The sequence below is a fragment of the Parapedobacter lycopersici genome (genome assembly GCF_040395035.1).
GTDB lineage: Bacteria > Bacteroidota > Bacteroidia > Sphingobacteriales > Sphingobacteriaceae > Parapedobacter > Parapedobacter lycopersici_A.
Map to the genome: position 1 here is coordinate 1 of NZ_JBEBRB010000030.1, position 12,818 is coordinate 12,818.

The 12,818-nt window shown below is 50.0% G+C and carries 15 protein-coding genes; 14 read left to right on the forward strand and 1 reads right to left on the reverse strand.

Annotated elements, in window-relative coordinates:
• The 12 genes from ABWO75_RS08005 to ABWO75_RS08060 all read left to right on the forward strand — a co-directional run.
• Nucleotides 1–1,265, forward strand: a 1,265-nt coding sequence (locus ABWO75_RS08005) for an OmpA family protein (protein WP_353184344.1), incomplete at its 5' end; no start/stop codon positions are given.
• A gap of 132 nt (nucleotides 1,266–1,397) precedes the next feature.
• Nucleotides 1,398–1,583, forward strand: a complete 186-nt coding sequence (locus tag ABWO75_RS08010; protein ID WP_257658679.1) for a CsbD family protein — start codon at nucleotides 1,398–1,400, stop codon at nucleotides 1,581–1,583.
• A 72-nt stretch (nucleotides 1,584–1,655) separates the two neighbouring features.
• Nucleotides 1,656–2,432 carry a 5'/3'-nucleotidase SurE gene (gene surE / locus ABWO75_RS08015; RefSeq protein ID WP_353184347.1) on the forward strand — a complete coding sequence of 259 codons (777 nt, stop codon included), beginning with the start codon at nucleotides 1,656–1,658 and terminating at the stop codon, nucleotides 2,430–2,432.
• 7 nt (nucleotides 2,433–2,439) lie between these two features.
• A complete protein-coding gene (locus tag ABWO75_RS08020) occupies nucleotides 2,440–2,697 on the forward strand; it encodes a hypothetical protein (RefSeq protein WP_353184349.1) in 258 nt (85 codons plus the stop codon).
• On the forward strand, nucleotides 2,694–3,545 hold the full coding sequence (locus tag ABWO75_RS08025) for a menaquinone biosynthesis family protein (protein ID WP_353184351.1): 852 nt from the start codon (nucleotides 2,694–2,696) through the stop codon (nucleotides 3,543–3,545). Before ABWO75_RS08020 ends, ABWO75_RS08025 begins: the two co-directional genes overlap by 4 nt.
• Before the next feature lie 143 nt (nucleotides 3,546–3,688).
• Nucleotides 3,689–6,982 carry a preprotein translocase subunit SecA gene (secA, locus tag ABWO75_RS08030; RefSeq protein ID WP_353184353.1) on the forward strand — a complete coding sequence of 1,098 codons (3,294 nt, stop codon included), beginning with the start codon at nucleotides 3,689–3,691 and terminating at the stop codon, nucleotides 6,980–6,982.
• Nucleotides 6,983–7,017: 35 nt separating this feature from the next.
• Nucleotides 7,018–7,485, forward strand: a complete 468-nt coding sequence (locus ABWO75_RS08035) for an SPOR domain-containing protein (RefSeq protein WP_353184355.1) — start codon at nucleotides 7,018–7,020, stop codon at nucleotides 7,483–7,485.
• An 11-nt stretch (nucleotides 7,486–7,496) separates the two neighbouring features.
• Nucleotides 7,497–8,681, forward strand: a complete 1,185-nt coding sequence (locus ABWO75_RS08040) for a M20 metallopeptidase family protein (RefSeq protein ID WP_353184396.1) — start codon at nucleotides 7,497–7,499, stop codon at nucleotides 8,679–8,681.
• A gap of 11 nt (nucleotides 8,682–8,692) precedes the next feature.
• A complete protein-coding gene (locus tag ABWO75_RS08045; protein ID WP_353184357.1) occupies nucleotides 8,693–9,265 on the forward strand; it encodes a thiamine diphosphokinase in 573 nt (190 codons plus the stop codon).
• 17 nt (nucleotides 9,266–9,282) lie between these two features.
• Entirely contained in the window at nucleotides 9,283–9,798 is a 516-nt protein-coding gene (locus ABWO75_RS08050) for a GNAT family N-acetyltransferase (protein WP_353184359.1), read from the forward strand.
• Nucleotides 9,799–9,900: 102 nt separating this feature from the next.
• Nucleotides 9,901–10,401 (forward strand): hypothetical protein, encoded by a 501-nt coding sequence (locus ABWO75_RS08055; RefSeq protein ID WP_353184361.1) that lies wholly within the window; start codon nucleotides 9,901–9,903, stop codon nucleotides 10,399–10,401.
• 1 nt (nucleotide 10,402) lies between these two features.
• Entirely contained in the window at nucleotides 10,403–10,846 is a 444-nt protein-coding gene (locus tag ABWO75_RS08060; protein ID WP_353184363.1) for a DUF421 domain-containing protein, read from the forward strand.
• Between the two features lie 40 nt (nucleotides 10,847–10,886).
• Here the strand turns inward: ABWO75_RS08060 and ABWO75_RS08065 are convergent, their stop codons facing one another.
• Complete coding sequence (locus tag ABWO75_RS08065) at nucleotides 10,887–12,182, reverse strand: M20/M25/M40 family metallo-hydrolase (protein WP_353184365.1); 1,296 nt, start codon at nucleotides 12,180–12,182, stop codon at nucleotides 10,887–10,889.
• A gap of 121 nt (nucleotides 12,183–12,303) precedes the next feature.
• Between ABWO75_RS08065 and ABWO75_RS08070 the strand changes: the two genes are divergently transcribed.
• Together ABWO75_RS08070 and ABWO75_RS08075 are read left to right on the forward strand one after the other, a co-directional pair.
• Nucleotides 12,304–12,618 (forward strand): rhodanese-like domain-containing protein, encoded by a 315-nt coding sequence (locus ABWO75_RS08070; protein WP_353184367.1) that lies wholly within the window; start codon nucleotides 12,304–12,306, stop codon nucleotides 12,616–12,618.
• Nucleotides 12,619–12,631: 13 nt separating this feature from the next.
• Entirely contained in the window at nucleotides 12,632–12,817 is a 186-nt protein-coding gene (locus tag ABWO75_RS08075; RefSeq protein WP_353184369.1) for a DUF6358 family protein, read from the forward strand.
• Nucleotide 12,818: the final 1 nt, after the last annotated feature.

A 12,818-nucleotide genomic window follows, 5' to 3' on the forward strand; every position in this document is an offset into this window, starting at 1 on the left:
ACAGAACCTGGACGATCGGTGTGAATGGTGGTTTTACTACGCCATCTGTTCTTGTTGGTGGATCCAACTCATTTGGCAAGGAAGTAGGGTTCGGTGAATACAAATTACGTGAATACTACGGAATCTCGCTTCGCAAGCAATTCTCAAGCTGGTTCGGTTTGGAAGGTAACATCAACCGCGGACGGATCTTCGCACACAACGAAGAAGGCTTGAAAACAACTATCGATCCTTGGAATGCTCCTGGATTACCAGCAAACCTGGATTACGAATCCGCAGAAACTTCTGTTCAATATTCTGCCAGCTTAAACGGTGTGTTCCAATTGGCAACCATCGACTTCCTGAGAAGAGAAAATGCAGTTAACTTCTACGCAAGTGTTGGTTTGGGTCTTTTGGCTTACAACCCTGTATTATATACAGACGCTGATGGATCAACTGGCGAATGGAACAACAAAGGAAACTGGGGCGAGGATAGCCAAAATGTTGGTGACAACGATTTCAAGAAAGCAACCAACATTCCTGTAGGCGTTGGTATCAAATTCAAACTGTCTGACCGCGTAGCATTGAACTTGGGTTACACCATGAACTTTGTTGACGACAAAACCCTTTATGGTCCGGTTAACAAAGGTGTGAACGATAACTTCTCATACACTTACGGTGGTTTAGAATTCTCTTTGGGTTCTTCTTCAAAACCGGATTTGACCTGGCATAACCCAGTGTCTACGCTGTATGACGAGTTGAAAGATCCTTCACTGCGTAACGAACTTGAAGCATTGAAACAACGTGTATCTACGCTGGAAGGCTTAGTTGACGAGTTGGGTCGTGATTCTGACGGTGACGGTGTATCTGATAAATTTGACAAATGCCCGAACACGCCTGCCGGTACTCAGGTAGACGGTGCTGGATGCCCAATCAAATTCCCAGAACCTGAAGTTGCAGAATCAGCTACTTATTCAAACATCCAGTTCGAATTCGACAGCTCTGTATTGAAAACCGAATCTTACTCTACACTGGATCGGTTGTCTTCTGACCTGCGTGAAAGCGGTGCTTCCGTTACTTTAGACGGCCACGCTTCTGCTGAAGGTACTGAAGCTTACAACATGAACTTGTCAAGAGACCGTGCTAACTCAGTAAAACAATACCTGGTTAACTCTGGCGTTGACGCGAACAAGATCATGGTAAATGCATTGGGCGAATCTGCTCCGATCGCATCTAACGCTACTGAAGAAGGACGTGTCCTTAACCGTCGCGTTGAAATTAAAAAATAAGTAAACCCTTAGTTTACACAAGGTTTTACAAAAGGGCCTCCCACATCGGGAGGCCCTTTTATTTATGTTCCTAACCGGTCCCCTAAACCATTTCCGCTTTCCGTTGTTAACTAAGTAAAACACATAAAAACTATGAGTAACTTAAGATTAAAGGGGCACTGGAATGAATTGAAAGGAAAGGCCAAACAACAATTTGCCGAATTAACGGATGACGACCTGTTGTATGAAGAGGGCAAAGAAGATGAACTGATTGGCCGTATTCAAAAAAAGACAGGCAAAGCCCGCGATCAGGTGGTAGACTGGTTAAACAGTCTGTAGCAGATGTACCCTGTTAACAAGAAAAGCGTTACCGGCTATGTCTGGTAACGCTTTTCTTGTTAACTTAGGCGCATGGCAAAAAAGAAACCATCCATCCTGGTCGTTAATGACGATGGCATCACCGCCAAGGGAATCAAGGTACTTATTGAAGAAATGCAGCAACTGGGCGATGTCACCATAGTGGCCCCCGAAGGCCCGCAGTCCGGCACCGGTCATGCAATAACCATCGGCAAACCGCTCCGGATAGACCAGATCCACATCTATCCCGACACGCTGATGTATAAATGCTCCGGCACACCTGTTGACTGCGTAAAACTCGCGGTCAATAAAGTATTTAAAGGGCGTAAACCCGATATCTGTGTATCGGGAATTAACCACGGGCTGAATAACTCGATCAATGTGCTGTATTCAGGGACCATGTCTGCGGCCGTGGAAGGTGCCATCGAAAGTATTCCTTCCATCGGGTTTTCATACGACGATTTCGATGCAGATGCTGATTTTTCCAATTGCCGCCCTTACGTTCGCGAAATCACCCGGCAGGTTCTGGAGAACGGATTACCAAAAGGAGCCCTGCTGAACGTCAACTTCCCAAATGTTCCGGAGATAAAGGGCATTAAAATATGCCGGCAGGCTGACGCCAAATGGGCGGAAGAATTCGACGAGCGGACCGACCCCTATAACCGGAGTTATTATTGGCTGACTGGAATATTCGATTTGCGCGACCGCGGCGAAGATACTGACGTGTGGGCACTGCAGCAGGGATTTGCATCGATTGTTCCGGTACAGTTTGACATGACCGCCCACCACGTGATACCGCAGCTGAACGCCTGGAGTTTTGACGTCAAATAGCCTTGCCGTGAAAAATAATAACTTCTTGCTGGGCTGTGCAATCGGACTTATTTTCCCGGCGATTGCCTACCTGCTTACTACTTCATCGGCTATTGCCTGGCTAAACGGCAAGCCGCTGGGCTATTATGGGGTGGCAGGACTGATCAATCTTGCATTCGTACGTTATGGCTACCGCAACAACAGCGAAAAAACCGCACAGGGGATAATTTTAGTTACCTTTGCCGCTGTTTTGGCTTTGTTAATAACACAAAAGATAACGCTATGAAATTGACGCTCGGCTTTTCTCCCTGTCCCAATGATACGTTTATCTTCGACGCGCTGATCCATCACAAGATCGACACGGAAGGCTTGGAGTTTGATGTGTCGTATGAAGATGTGGAAACACTCAATCAAAAGGCATTCAACAATGAGCTGGCTGTTACCAAGCTAAGTTACCATGCCTATGCCTATGCCGTTGAACATTATACCCTCCTTGATGCCGGCAGTGCTTTGGGGTTTGGCGTGGGGCCGCTCCTGATCTGCAAAAATCCCGAGACAGCAACACGTTTATCGGGTCAGGCCACGGCCGGGCAAGCGCTGACCGTAGGCATACCTGGCAGGTTCACCACGGCCAATTTCCTGCTGGGACTTGCCTACCCCCAGCTGGACGATAAACGGGAGATGCTATTTTCGGATATCGAACAGGCGTTGCTGGACGACGCGATTGCATTTGGCCTGATCATTCACGAGAACCGCTTTACCTATCAGAAAAAGGGGCTGCATAAGGTTATTGACCTGGGTGATTTCTGGGAGAAGAAAACCGGAGGCCCGATTCCGCTGGGTGGTATTGTGGTACAGCGGCAGCTTCCAGAGGATGTTAAGCACCGGCTTAACCGCGTGCTCCGGAAAAGCGTGGAGTACGCACTGGCCCACCCAAAATCCGGAATCGACTTCATCCGCTCCCATGCACAGGAAATGGACGAGGCCGTCATGTACCAGCACATAGACTTATATGTAAACCGTTATTCGGTTTCGCTTGGGACGGAAGGACGGAGCGCCATACAGCGGCTTTTTGAGGAAGCCGCCGCGCTGGAGCTGATTCCCCCGGTAACCCAGCCGTTATTCCTGTCTTGATGGCATAACGTAAAAATCTCATCGCTAACGGTTACATTCTCATACTGAATAGCTAACTTTGTCCAGTATGCCATATTGGCTGTATAGTTGCTTTTTGGTGCTATTATTGCCAACAGGTAGTGTAATTCTGTAAACAACGACTAATGTTAACATTTCTAAGCAAAATATTCGGAAGTAAATCAGACCGTGATATTAAACACATCCAACCTCTGGTAGAACGTATCAAGGAGGAATACGCCAAACTGGATTCCCTGAGCCACGATGAGCTGCGATCGAAAACGGTAGCTTTTAAACAGCGGATAGCGGCCTACCTGGAAACCATAGACAAGGAAATAGCCGAGTTGAAAGGAGAAGCGGAGCAGGAAGGCGTGGATATGACGCAGAAAACCGCGATCTACGACAAGGTGGATAAGCTGGGCAAGGACCGGGATAAAAAACTGGAGGAAGTGCTGATGGAAATTTTACCGGAAGCCTTCGCCGTGGTGAAGGAAACAGCCCGCCGTTTTTCCGAAAATGCAGAGCTGGAAGTAACCGCCACGGACTTCGACCGGCACATTGCTGCGCTCAAACCTAATGTGCAGATCAATGGTGATCGTGCGATATGGAAGAATAAATGGACCGCTGCCGGTACCGAGGTAACCTGGAATATGGTACATTACGACGTACAACTCATCGGGGGTATCGTATTGCACGAAGGTAAAATAGCGGAAATGGCAACGGGTGAAGGCAAAACGCTGGTGGGTACGCTACCAGCATACCTTAATGCGCTATCCGGTTCCGGGGTACACATCGTAACGGTGAACGATTATCTTGCACGACGCGACTCCGAATGGAACGGGCCAATCTTCGAATTCCACGGTCTCCGGGTAGACTGCATCGATAAGCATCAACCCAATTCGCCGGCAAGACGCAATGCTTACGCCGCGGACATCGTGTTTGGTACAAACAATGAGTTTGGTTTTGACTACCTGCGTGACAACATGGCACAATCGCGCGAAGCGCTCGTGCAGCGCAAACTGCATTTTGCCATGGTGGATGAGGTGGATTCTGTACTGGTGGACGATGCACGGACACCGCTCATTATCTCCGGTCCCATTCCGCGGGGCGACCAGCATGAGTTTTACGAGCTGAAACCCCGTATTGAGCGGCTGGTGAATACGCAGAAGAGCCTGATCAACACCGTGCTGAATGAGGCAAAAAAAGCCATTGCAGCAGGTGACACTGGCGTAGAAAGTGGCGGACTTGCGCTGTTCCGTGCACACCGGGGGCTGCCCAAAAACAAGGCGCTGATCAAATTCCTTAGCGAAGGCAGCAACCGCCAGGTGCTTGGCAAAACGGAAAATTACTACTTGCAGGAGCAGAGTAAGCACATGCCCAAGGCGGATGCGGAACTGTATTTCGTGATCGACGAAAAGAATAACCAGGTTGAGCTTACGGAAAAAGGCATCGAGCTTATTACTGCTTCAGGTGAGGACCCGAACTTCTTTATTATGCCCGATGTGGGTTCGGAAGTAGCGGAAATCGAACGGTCAGGCCTGAGCCCGGAAGAAAAGCTGGCTAAAAAGGAAGAGTTGATGCGCGATTTTTCAATTAAATCGGAACGCATCCACTCAGTGAACCAGCTACTGAAAGCCTACACGCTATTTGAACGGGACGACGAATACATTATTGACGATGGCAAGGTTAAAATCGTAGACGAACAGACGGGCCGGATCATGGAAGGCCGACGCTATTCAGACGGCCTGCACCAGGCCATTGAGGCTAAGGAAAATGTGAAGGTGGAAGATGCTACGCAGACGTATGCCACCATCACCCTGCAAAACTATTTCCGGATGTATCACAAACTGGCGGGGATGACCGGTACGGCCGTCACAGAAGCGGGTGAACTCTGGGAGATATACAAGCTGGACGTGGTGGAAATCCCAACGAATATTTCCATCCAGCGTGACGACCGCCACGACCTGATTTACCGCACGGCACGTGAAAAATACAATGCGGTGGCGGAAGAAATACAGCAACTTACCGAAGCCGGCCGACCGGTACTCGTGGGTACAACTTCCGTTGAAATTTCGGAACTGCTTAGCCGCATGCTCAAGCTGCGCGGAATAAAACACAACGTATTGAATGCTAAACTGCACCAGCGCGAAGCCGATATCGTGGCGGAAGCGGGGCAGGCAGGCACCGTAACCATCGCCACCAACATGGCCGGCCGGGGAACGGACATTAAACTCGGAGCAGGGGTTAAAGAGGCTGGCGGATTGGCCATCATCGGTACCGAACGCCACGAGTCACGCCGGGTAGACCGTCAGCTTCGCGGACGGGCCGGCCGGCAGGGCGACCCGGGTTCATCGCAGTTCTTTGTTTCGCTCGAAGACCCGCTGATGCGTCTCTTTGCTTCAGAGAGGATATCCAACATCATGGTGCGTATGGGCGTGGAAGAAGGAGAGGTCATGCAGCACAGCATGCTGACCAAGTCCATCGAACGTGCGCAGAAAAAGGTGGAGGAAAACAACTTCGGAATTCGGAAACGCCTGCTGGAGTACGACGATGTAATGAACTCTCAGCGTACTGTTATTTACGCGAAGCGGAAAAACGCCCTGTTCGGTGAACGGTTGGACGTAGACCTGAATAACACCATCTTCGACGTGGTGGAAGACATTGTGACGGAGTATAAGGAGGGCGGCTCTCATGAGGATTTTCAACTTGAAGTAATCCGGGTATTCTCGCTGGACCCACAGATCAGTGAAGCGGAATTTGCAAACGAAGGCAACGCCTCCCTTACTGATAAGCTATTTGCACAGGTAATCGGGTATTATGAAGGAAAAGCAAACCGAATAGCCGCGCAGACGCTTCCGGTACTTACTGATGTATTTGCCACGCGGGGAGGCCAGGTTGAGAACATTGTGGTGCCATTCTCTGACGGCCTACGGGGCATACAGGTAGTAACCAACCTGAAGCAAGCTGTGGAATCCGGGGGGAAGGAAGTCTTCAAGTCTTTTGAAAAAGGGGTGGTGCTGGCGTTAATAGACGAAGCGTGGAAGGAACACCTGCGGGATATGGACGAATTGAAACAATCGGTCCAAAACGCGGTGTATGAGCAGAAAGATCCCATTATCATTTATAAAATGGAAGCCTTTAACCTGTTCAGGCAAATGCTGGTGAGCATGAATAAGGATGTGGTGGGCTTTCTTTTCAAGGGCGAGATCCCGAACCAGCAGCCGCAGGATGTGCGCGAAGCCCGTCCGCAACCCCGGCAGGAAGCGCAGGTCAAAGCGGCCAAGCCTGAGCTGGTAGCATCGGGAGGGGGAAGCGCACCGGTTGAAGACACGCGTGAAATCCAGCGGACCCAGCCGGTCCGCAACGAACAAAAGGTTGGCCGGAACGATCCCTGCCCATGCGGCAGCGGCAAAAAATACAAAAACTGCCACGGCGCGTAACCGGGAGTGAGCCCGTTAGTTAAACAGACACGCTTATGCATAAACTGCTCCAAACATTAGTTAAAACCGGCGGATGGTTTACTCTGCTGGTCTGTATCGGATGGGTAGACGCCCATGCCCAGCAAAGCAAGGGGCGCGTGGAAATTGTTGCCGACCCCCTGATCAGCGTCATGCAGCGGAACCGGAAAGGTACGAACATTACAGCCGCTTCTGAAAGCAGAAGCAAGCCTGTTGACAAATCCACCGCCACCCGCACGACGACCATGGGTTTCCGGGTGCAGATTTATTCCGGTGCCGACCGCAGTGAAGCTTACGCGGAACAGGCACGGTTCAAGAACCTGTATAAGGACATTGATACCTATGTCACCTACGAAGAACCCAACTACCGGGTGAAAGTGGGTGACTTCCGAAGCCGGGGCGAGGCACAGAACCTGATGCAGGGCCTGCGCAGGCAATTCAACAATGTATTTGTCTTCACGGAAGAAATATTCGTGTATCAATAAAGCAAAACCCGATAATGAAAGAAAAAATACGTGCACTCGCCACCCAGCTTCATGGAGAAACCGTATCGTTACGTAGGCACTTGCACCGACATCCCGAACTTTCATTTGAGGAATATGAAACATCGGCTTTCGTTAAATCTGCGCTGGATCAACTGGGTATTCCTTACCGATCCATGGCCAATACCGGCGTGGTAGCGGAAATCAGGGGCGACCTGCCCTCCGAGCAGGTAATTGCCCTACGGGCCGACATGGACGCGCTGCCGATTATGGAAGTTGAGGGCCGCGAATATGGCTCGCAACAACCCGGGGTTATGCACGCCTGTGGCCACGATGTTCACACCTCCTCACTATTGGGGACCGCGAAAATTCTGCAGTCGCTGAAAAAGGAGTTTGGCGGCACCATCCGGTTGATCTTTCAGCCCGGAGAAGAACGGCTGCCTGGTGGGGCCAGTCTGATGATCAAGGAGGGGGTATTGGCAGACCCCGTCCCGCAGGCGGTCATCGGACAGCACGTAATGCCACTGATCGAAGCAGGCAAGGTAGGTTTCCGGTCGGGCAAATACATGGCGTCAACCGATGAACTGTACGTTACCGTAAAGGGGAAAGGCGGCCATGGGGCACAACCTCAGCAAAACATCGATCCGGTTGTCATTACCGCACATATTATTACGGCTCTGCAACAGATCGTCAGTCGCGTAGCCGACCCCAAGACACCCAGTGTCCTTTCGTTCGGAAAGGTGATAGCCAATGGGGCTACAAACGTTATTCCTGACGAAGTCTATCTGGAAGGCACCTTCCGTACCTTCGATGAAGCGTGGCGAAAAAAGGCCCATACACATATGAAAAAAATGGCCGAAGGCATCGCCGAAAGTATGGGCGGATCCTGCGACTTTGAAGTCCGTGTAGGGTATCCTTTTCTGGTCAACGAAGAAAAGCTTACTGCCGAGGCCCGTGGTTACGCCGAGGATTACCTGGGCGCGGAAAATGTAGTAGACCTGGATCTTTGGTTGGCGGCAGAGGATTTTGCCTACTATTCACAGGTTGCAGATGCCTGTTTTTACCGGCTCGGCACGGGGAATACGACCCGAGGCATCACATCGGCCGTCCATACCCCGACATTTGATATCGATGAAAGTGCCTTAGCCCTCAGTACCGGCCTCATGGCTTATATCGCCCTCCGAAAACTCGGGAATTAACCGCCTGCTACATGTCTTCGCACCACATTATCCGGGAAAATCAGGAGCCGGCATTGCTGGTTGACGACCTTAACGCCGTACCGCTGCCTTATTTTGAACAATTACTGGAGTGGAGTCCAACGATTTTGACGGGAGACGGCGCATTGGTTCAGCTGGAAGCGCTCGGCACTAAAGTGGATGTATGGTTCACCCGTAAAAAAGAAGCGCCTCCTCCTCAGGACCATCTTCTTGTCATACCCGCGGGACCGGCATGGATGGATACGGCACTTGATCACCTCATCGAACGGGGGCACCGCGCGGTAAATGTCCTTTCCGAAGCATCATTTGCCCACGAGCTGATGTACCGATACGCCGATCGGATTGATATCGTCCTGTTGGGTAATGAGCAGCGGACTGTCGTGGCAAAGCCGGGGCTCAATAAATGGAAACCCGCCGGAGAAACGATATGGCTTTACAGTGAATCGGTCGGTATTGTCACCAACGGCTTAGCCCACCGGGGCGCCAACGAGTACCTCACCCAACAGGATGGTTTCTTCTCCGTAACCTTTTCCGGCTCTTACGGATTGGTTGGGGAGCGGTTATAAGCGGTTATAATAAGCGTATGAGCAGGATTCGCATCACACAGGCAACGGTCAACGATATTACCGTCATCCGGCAGCTGGCTATCGCCAGCTGGTGGCCTACCTACGGTGATTACCTGCCGCATGGCCAGATCCGGCTGATGCTGGAAAAGATATACTCGGAAAGCGCCCTGATTGCGCAGCTCGATGCCGGACAGCTATTCCTATTGGCCTACCGGGACAACGAGGCCGTGGGGTTTACCGGATTGACACATAAGGCGGAAACACCCGATGTTGTACGGGTCGAAAAGCTGTATGTTTTACCATCCGAACAGGGCAAGGGAACGGGAAAATCCTTGCTGGTTGCAGCAGCGGATTACGCGCGGGAAGTTACCGCTACCCGGCTCGAACTCCACGTAAACCGATATAACCCGGCTAAAGCATTTTATGAAAAACAAGGGTTTTTTGTCATACAGGAAATAGATATTCCGTACCATGGCTATGTGCTTAATGACTACATTATGCGAAAACCTGTCGGCCGACCGGTCTCCGAGTGAAGCAATCCATCATTTTCTAAATCAAATTTTCAGGTAAGCTGTTAATAGGTAACTGTTGCCAACAGATAACGTGGTGGGGCATCGTTTATTGTTCCTATTATTATGCAAGCAGACAGACAAATTGAAATCATTACACATACCCTCGAACTGGATGAGAACCTGACGCAGCAGGCTAAGGGCTGGAAAGTACAGAAAATATGTGGTATCCTGATCGCAGCTGTTATCGTATTAACCGCATCCGGCCTGTTTGGCAGTGGCCCTTTGAGCTGGAGGAAAATTGAAAAAGCAGGGGTGATACTCCAGTATGAAACATTTGGCCGGGTCGAAAAGGAGGCGGATATACGTTTACAGGTCGACGGAGGCAAGGCATTAGCAATCACGATACCGATGCGGTATCTCGACCATTTTAAGGTAGAAAAAATTGTTCCCGATGCCTATGAAAGTCGCATCGCCAAGGGATACGTAACATATACCTTTCGGGGTGCAATTGAAGGCAAGAACATTATTCATTTCTTCCTTTATCCCAAAAAGGCAGGGAATATTAAGGGGATCTGGCAGGTAAATCAACAGCATATTCAATTAACCCATTTTATTTACCCCTAACATGGATCTTATTTTCCGCGGCGTTGCCATCTATCTCTTTCTTCTCGTGCTGTTTCGCATTTTAGGTAAACGCAGCCTGGCCGAAACGACAACGTTTGACTTTGTACTGCTCTTAATTATCGGCGAAGCCACACAGCAGGCACTGCTCGGCAATGATTTTTCCGTAACGAATGCGCTGGTCCTGATTATCATATTAATGGGCGTCGCTATGCTATTTGCTAAGCTGAAAAGCAAATATAAAAAGCTGGACAGGTTACTGGAAGGCACCCCATTGATCCTCGTAGACCATGGTAAACCCTTAAAAAAGCGGATGACCCAATCGCATGTCGATGAAGATGACATCATGGAAGCCGCGCGTATTCATCATGGGCTGGAACAGCTCAAACAGATAAAATTTGCCGTTTTGGAACGTGATGGAACGATTTCAATCATACCATTTGCTTAACACATAGGCCGCCCTGTCCCGATCAGTGAAGCTGGGCACCTTACGGTGCTAAGCGCGGAACGCGTTTAGGCGTATCCGTTCCCTTTACCAGGCCGCGCGCACCCAATGCAATTGCTTTAATGGACGAAATGATGTTTTCCATATCGAGCGTTTCTACTTCATCGTGTACCGTATGATAAAAAGTGTCTTTCTCGATCTGCACCGTAGAGAAGCTGTGGGCCGGCACGCCTGCAGCAGCCAGTGACGCATTATCGCTCCGATAAAACAGGTTCTGGTCCGGGTAGGGGTCCGGATGAAACGTAAAGCCTGTCCCTTCAACCTGCCGTTGCATCAGTGCCGCCAAATCAGACCGGTCGTAGCCTGTTACATAAAGGGCGTTTGGCCCAAAGCGGGAGTCCTTGCCAATCATTTCCATATTGATCATGGCTACCACCTCATCCACATTCAGCTGCTGGGCAAAATAAGTAGATCCTACAAGGCCAAGTTCTTCCGCGGTAAACGCCACGAAAAGCAGCGTCCGCTCATTATCTCCGGCCTTTTTATAATAGTTTGCCAGGCTGATGACAGCGGACACTCCTGACGCATCGTCATCCGCACCATTGGCAATGGAATCCTGTCCGACGGGTTCGAGGATGCCGATATGGTCGTAATGTGCCGAAAAGATCACATATTCATTCTTCAGCGACTTGCCTGGTAACACCCCGATCAGGTTGGAGAGCGGCATTTTTTCAATGGCATTCGTGAAACTTACCCGGAAAGATTCCGGTTTACGCGAAGCCAGTACATATACGATGGAAGGGCTTTGCCCGGTATGTTGATCGATTCGACCACCCATTAAATAGCCACTATAGCGAGCAAACAGTGCGGCAAAACTGGTGTCGACAACCACCAACGCATCTTTCCCGGCAGCGGCTATTTCCCTGAACCGCTGGGTAAAATCGTCGCCGGGGGCAATTTGCAGCACCGATACTCCCGGATCGGTATTCCAGTTCATGCCCGGACTGTTGCTTGATACAATAACGTGGTCTTCCGGTATGGATTCCCCATCCAGGGTAACTTCCCAGGTGGTTGGTTTAATCCGCGAAACCTCAAACGTTTGCCGGTAACCGGCAGCGGTATATGGTTGCAGGCCTATTTTCTCAAATTCGGCCGTTATAAAGTCTGCCGCCTTTTCGATTCCAGGTGTAAAAGAGGCTCTACCGGCCATATCATCACTCGCAAGTGCTGATACGATCCGCTTCACTTCCTGTGTTTCCACAATTCCTTCGCCTGGCTGATGAACAGCACAACTGGCCAGCAGGCAACAGGAAATATAAAGGCTTAGTTTATTGATCATAATACAAATAGCAATGAATTCAAAAATACGGATTTTAAAACAAGATCTCCTATTTTTACACCGCCGTTACCCAGCATTAGCCAAATAAGCCCTATATTTGAACAGCTAAAAGTAATAAAGTATGAACGAGATTACGGTAGAAGAACTGAAGGCCAAAATCGACAATAACGAAGATTTCCAATTGATCGATGTCCGCGAACCCTTTGAATACGAAACGTCAAATATAGACGGCGAACATATTCCGTTGGCGGAGGTTGTGCTCGAACAGGACAAAATTGCAAAGGATAAGCCAGTCGTAGTCCATTGTCGCAGCGGCAAGCGGAGTGCGCAGGCGATCATGCTGCTTGAACAGGAAGGTTTTGACAACCTCTACAACCTGAAGGGCGGCATCATTGCCTGGCGGGATGCATTCGCTCCGGACATGCAGGTGTACTAACCGGGCGACACCTGTGAAGAAATACTTCTTTTATAATGTGCTGCTAACGGTCGCGCTGATCGTGATGGTGTTGAGTATTGTGGCTGCCTATAACAGTGGCCAGCATATTATTCTGGCCGTTTCGGTGCTGATTACCGTCGTATTGATCTTCCTTAAATACCACCTGCTGAAGCAGGTAAAGCGGCAGACTAAAAAATAAC

Coding starts and splice junctions, on each gene's coding strand:
- ABWO75_RS08025 (WP_353184351.1), top strand. CDS start 2,694: ATGAAATTGACGCTCGGCTTTTCTCCCTGTCCCAATGATACGTTTATC.
- ABWO75_RS08035 (WP_353184355.1), top strand. CDS start 7,018: ATGCATAAACTGCTCCAAACATTAGTTAAAACCGGCGGATGGTTTACT.
- ABWO75_RS08065 (WP_353184365.1), bottom strand. CDS start 12,182: ATGATCAATAAACTAAGCCTTTATATTTCCTGTTGCCTGCTGGCCAGT.
- ABWO75_RS08050 (WP_353184359.1), top strand. CDS start 9,283: ATGAGCAGGATTCGCATCACACAGGCAACGGTCAACGATATTACCGTC.
- ABWO75_RS08010 (WP_257658679.1), top strand. CDS start 1,398: ATGAGTAACTTAAGATTAAAGGGGCACTGGAATGAATTGAAAGGAAAG.
- secA (WP_353184353.1), top strand. CDS start 3,689: ATGTTAACATTTCTAAGCAAAATATTCGGAAGTAAATCAGACCGTGAT.
- ABWO75_RS08070 (WP_353184367.1), top strand. CDS start 12,304: ATGAACGAGATTACGGTAGAAGAACTGAAGGCCAAAATCGACAATAAC.
- ABWO75_RS08055 (WP_353184361.1), top strand. CDS start 9,901: ATGCAAGCAGACAGACAAATTGAAATCATTACACATACCCTCGAACTG.
- ABWO75_RS08045 (WP_353184357.1), top strand. CDS start 8,693: ATGTCTTCGCACCACATTATCCGGGAAAATCAGGAGCCGGCATTGCTG.
- ABWO75_RS08060 (WP_353184363.1), top strand. CDS start 10,403: ATGGATCTTATTTTCCGCGGCGTTGCCATCTATCTCTTTCTTCTCGTG.
- surE (WP_353184347.1), top strand. CDS start 1,656: ATGGCAAAAAAGAAACCATCCATCCTGGTCGTTAATGACGATGGCATC.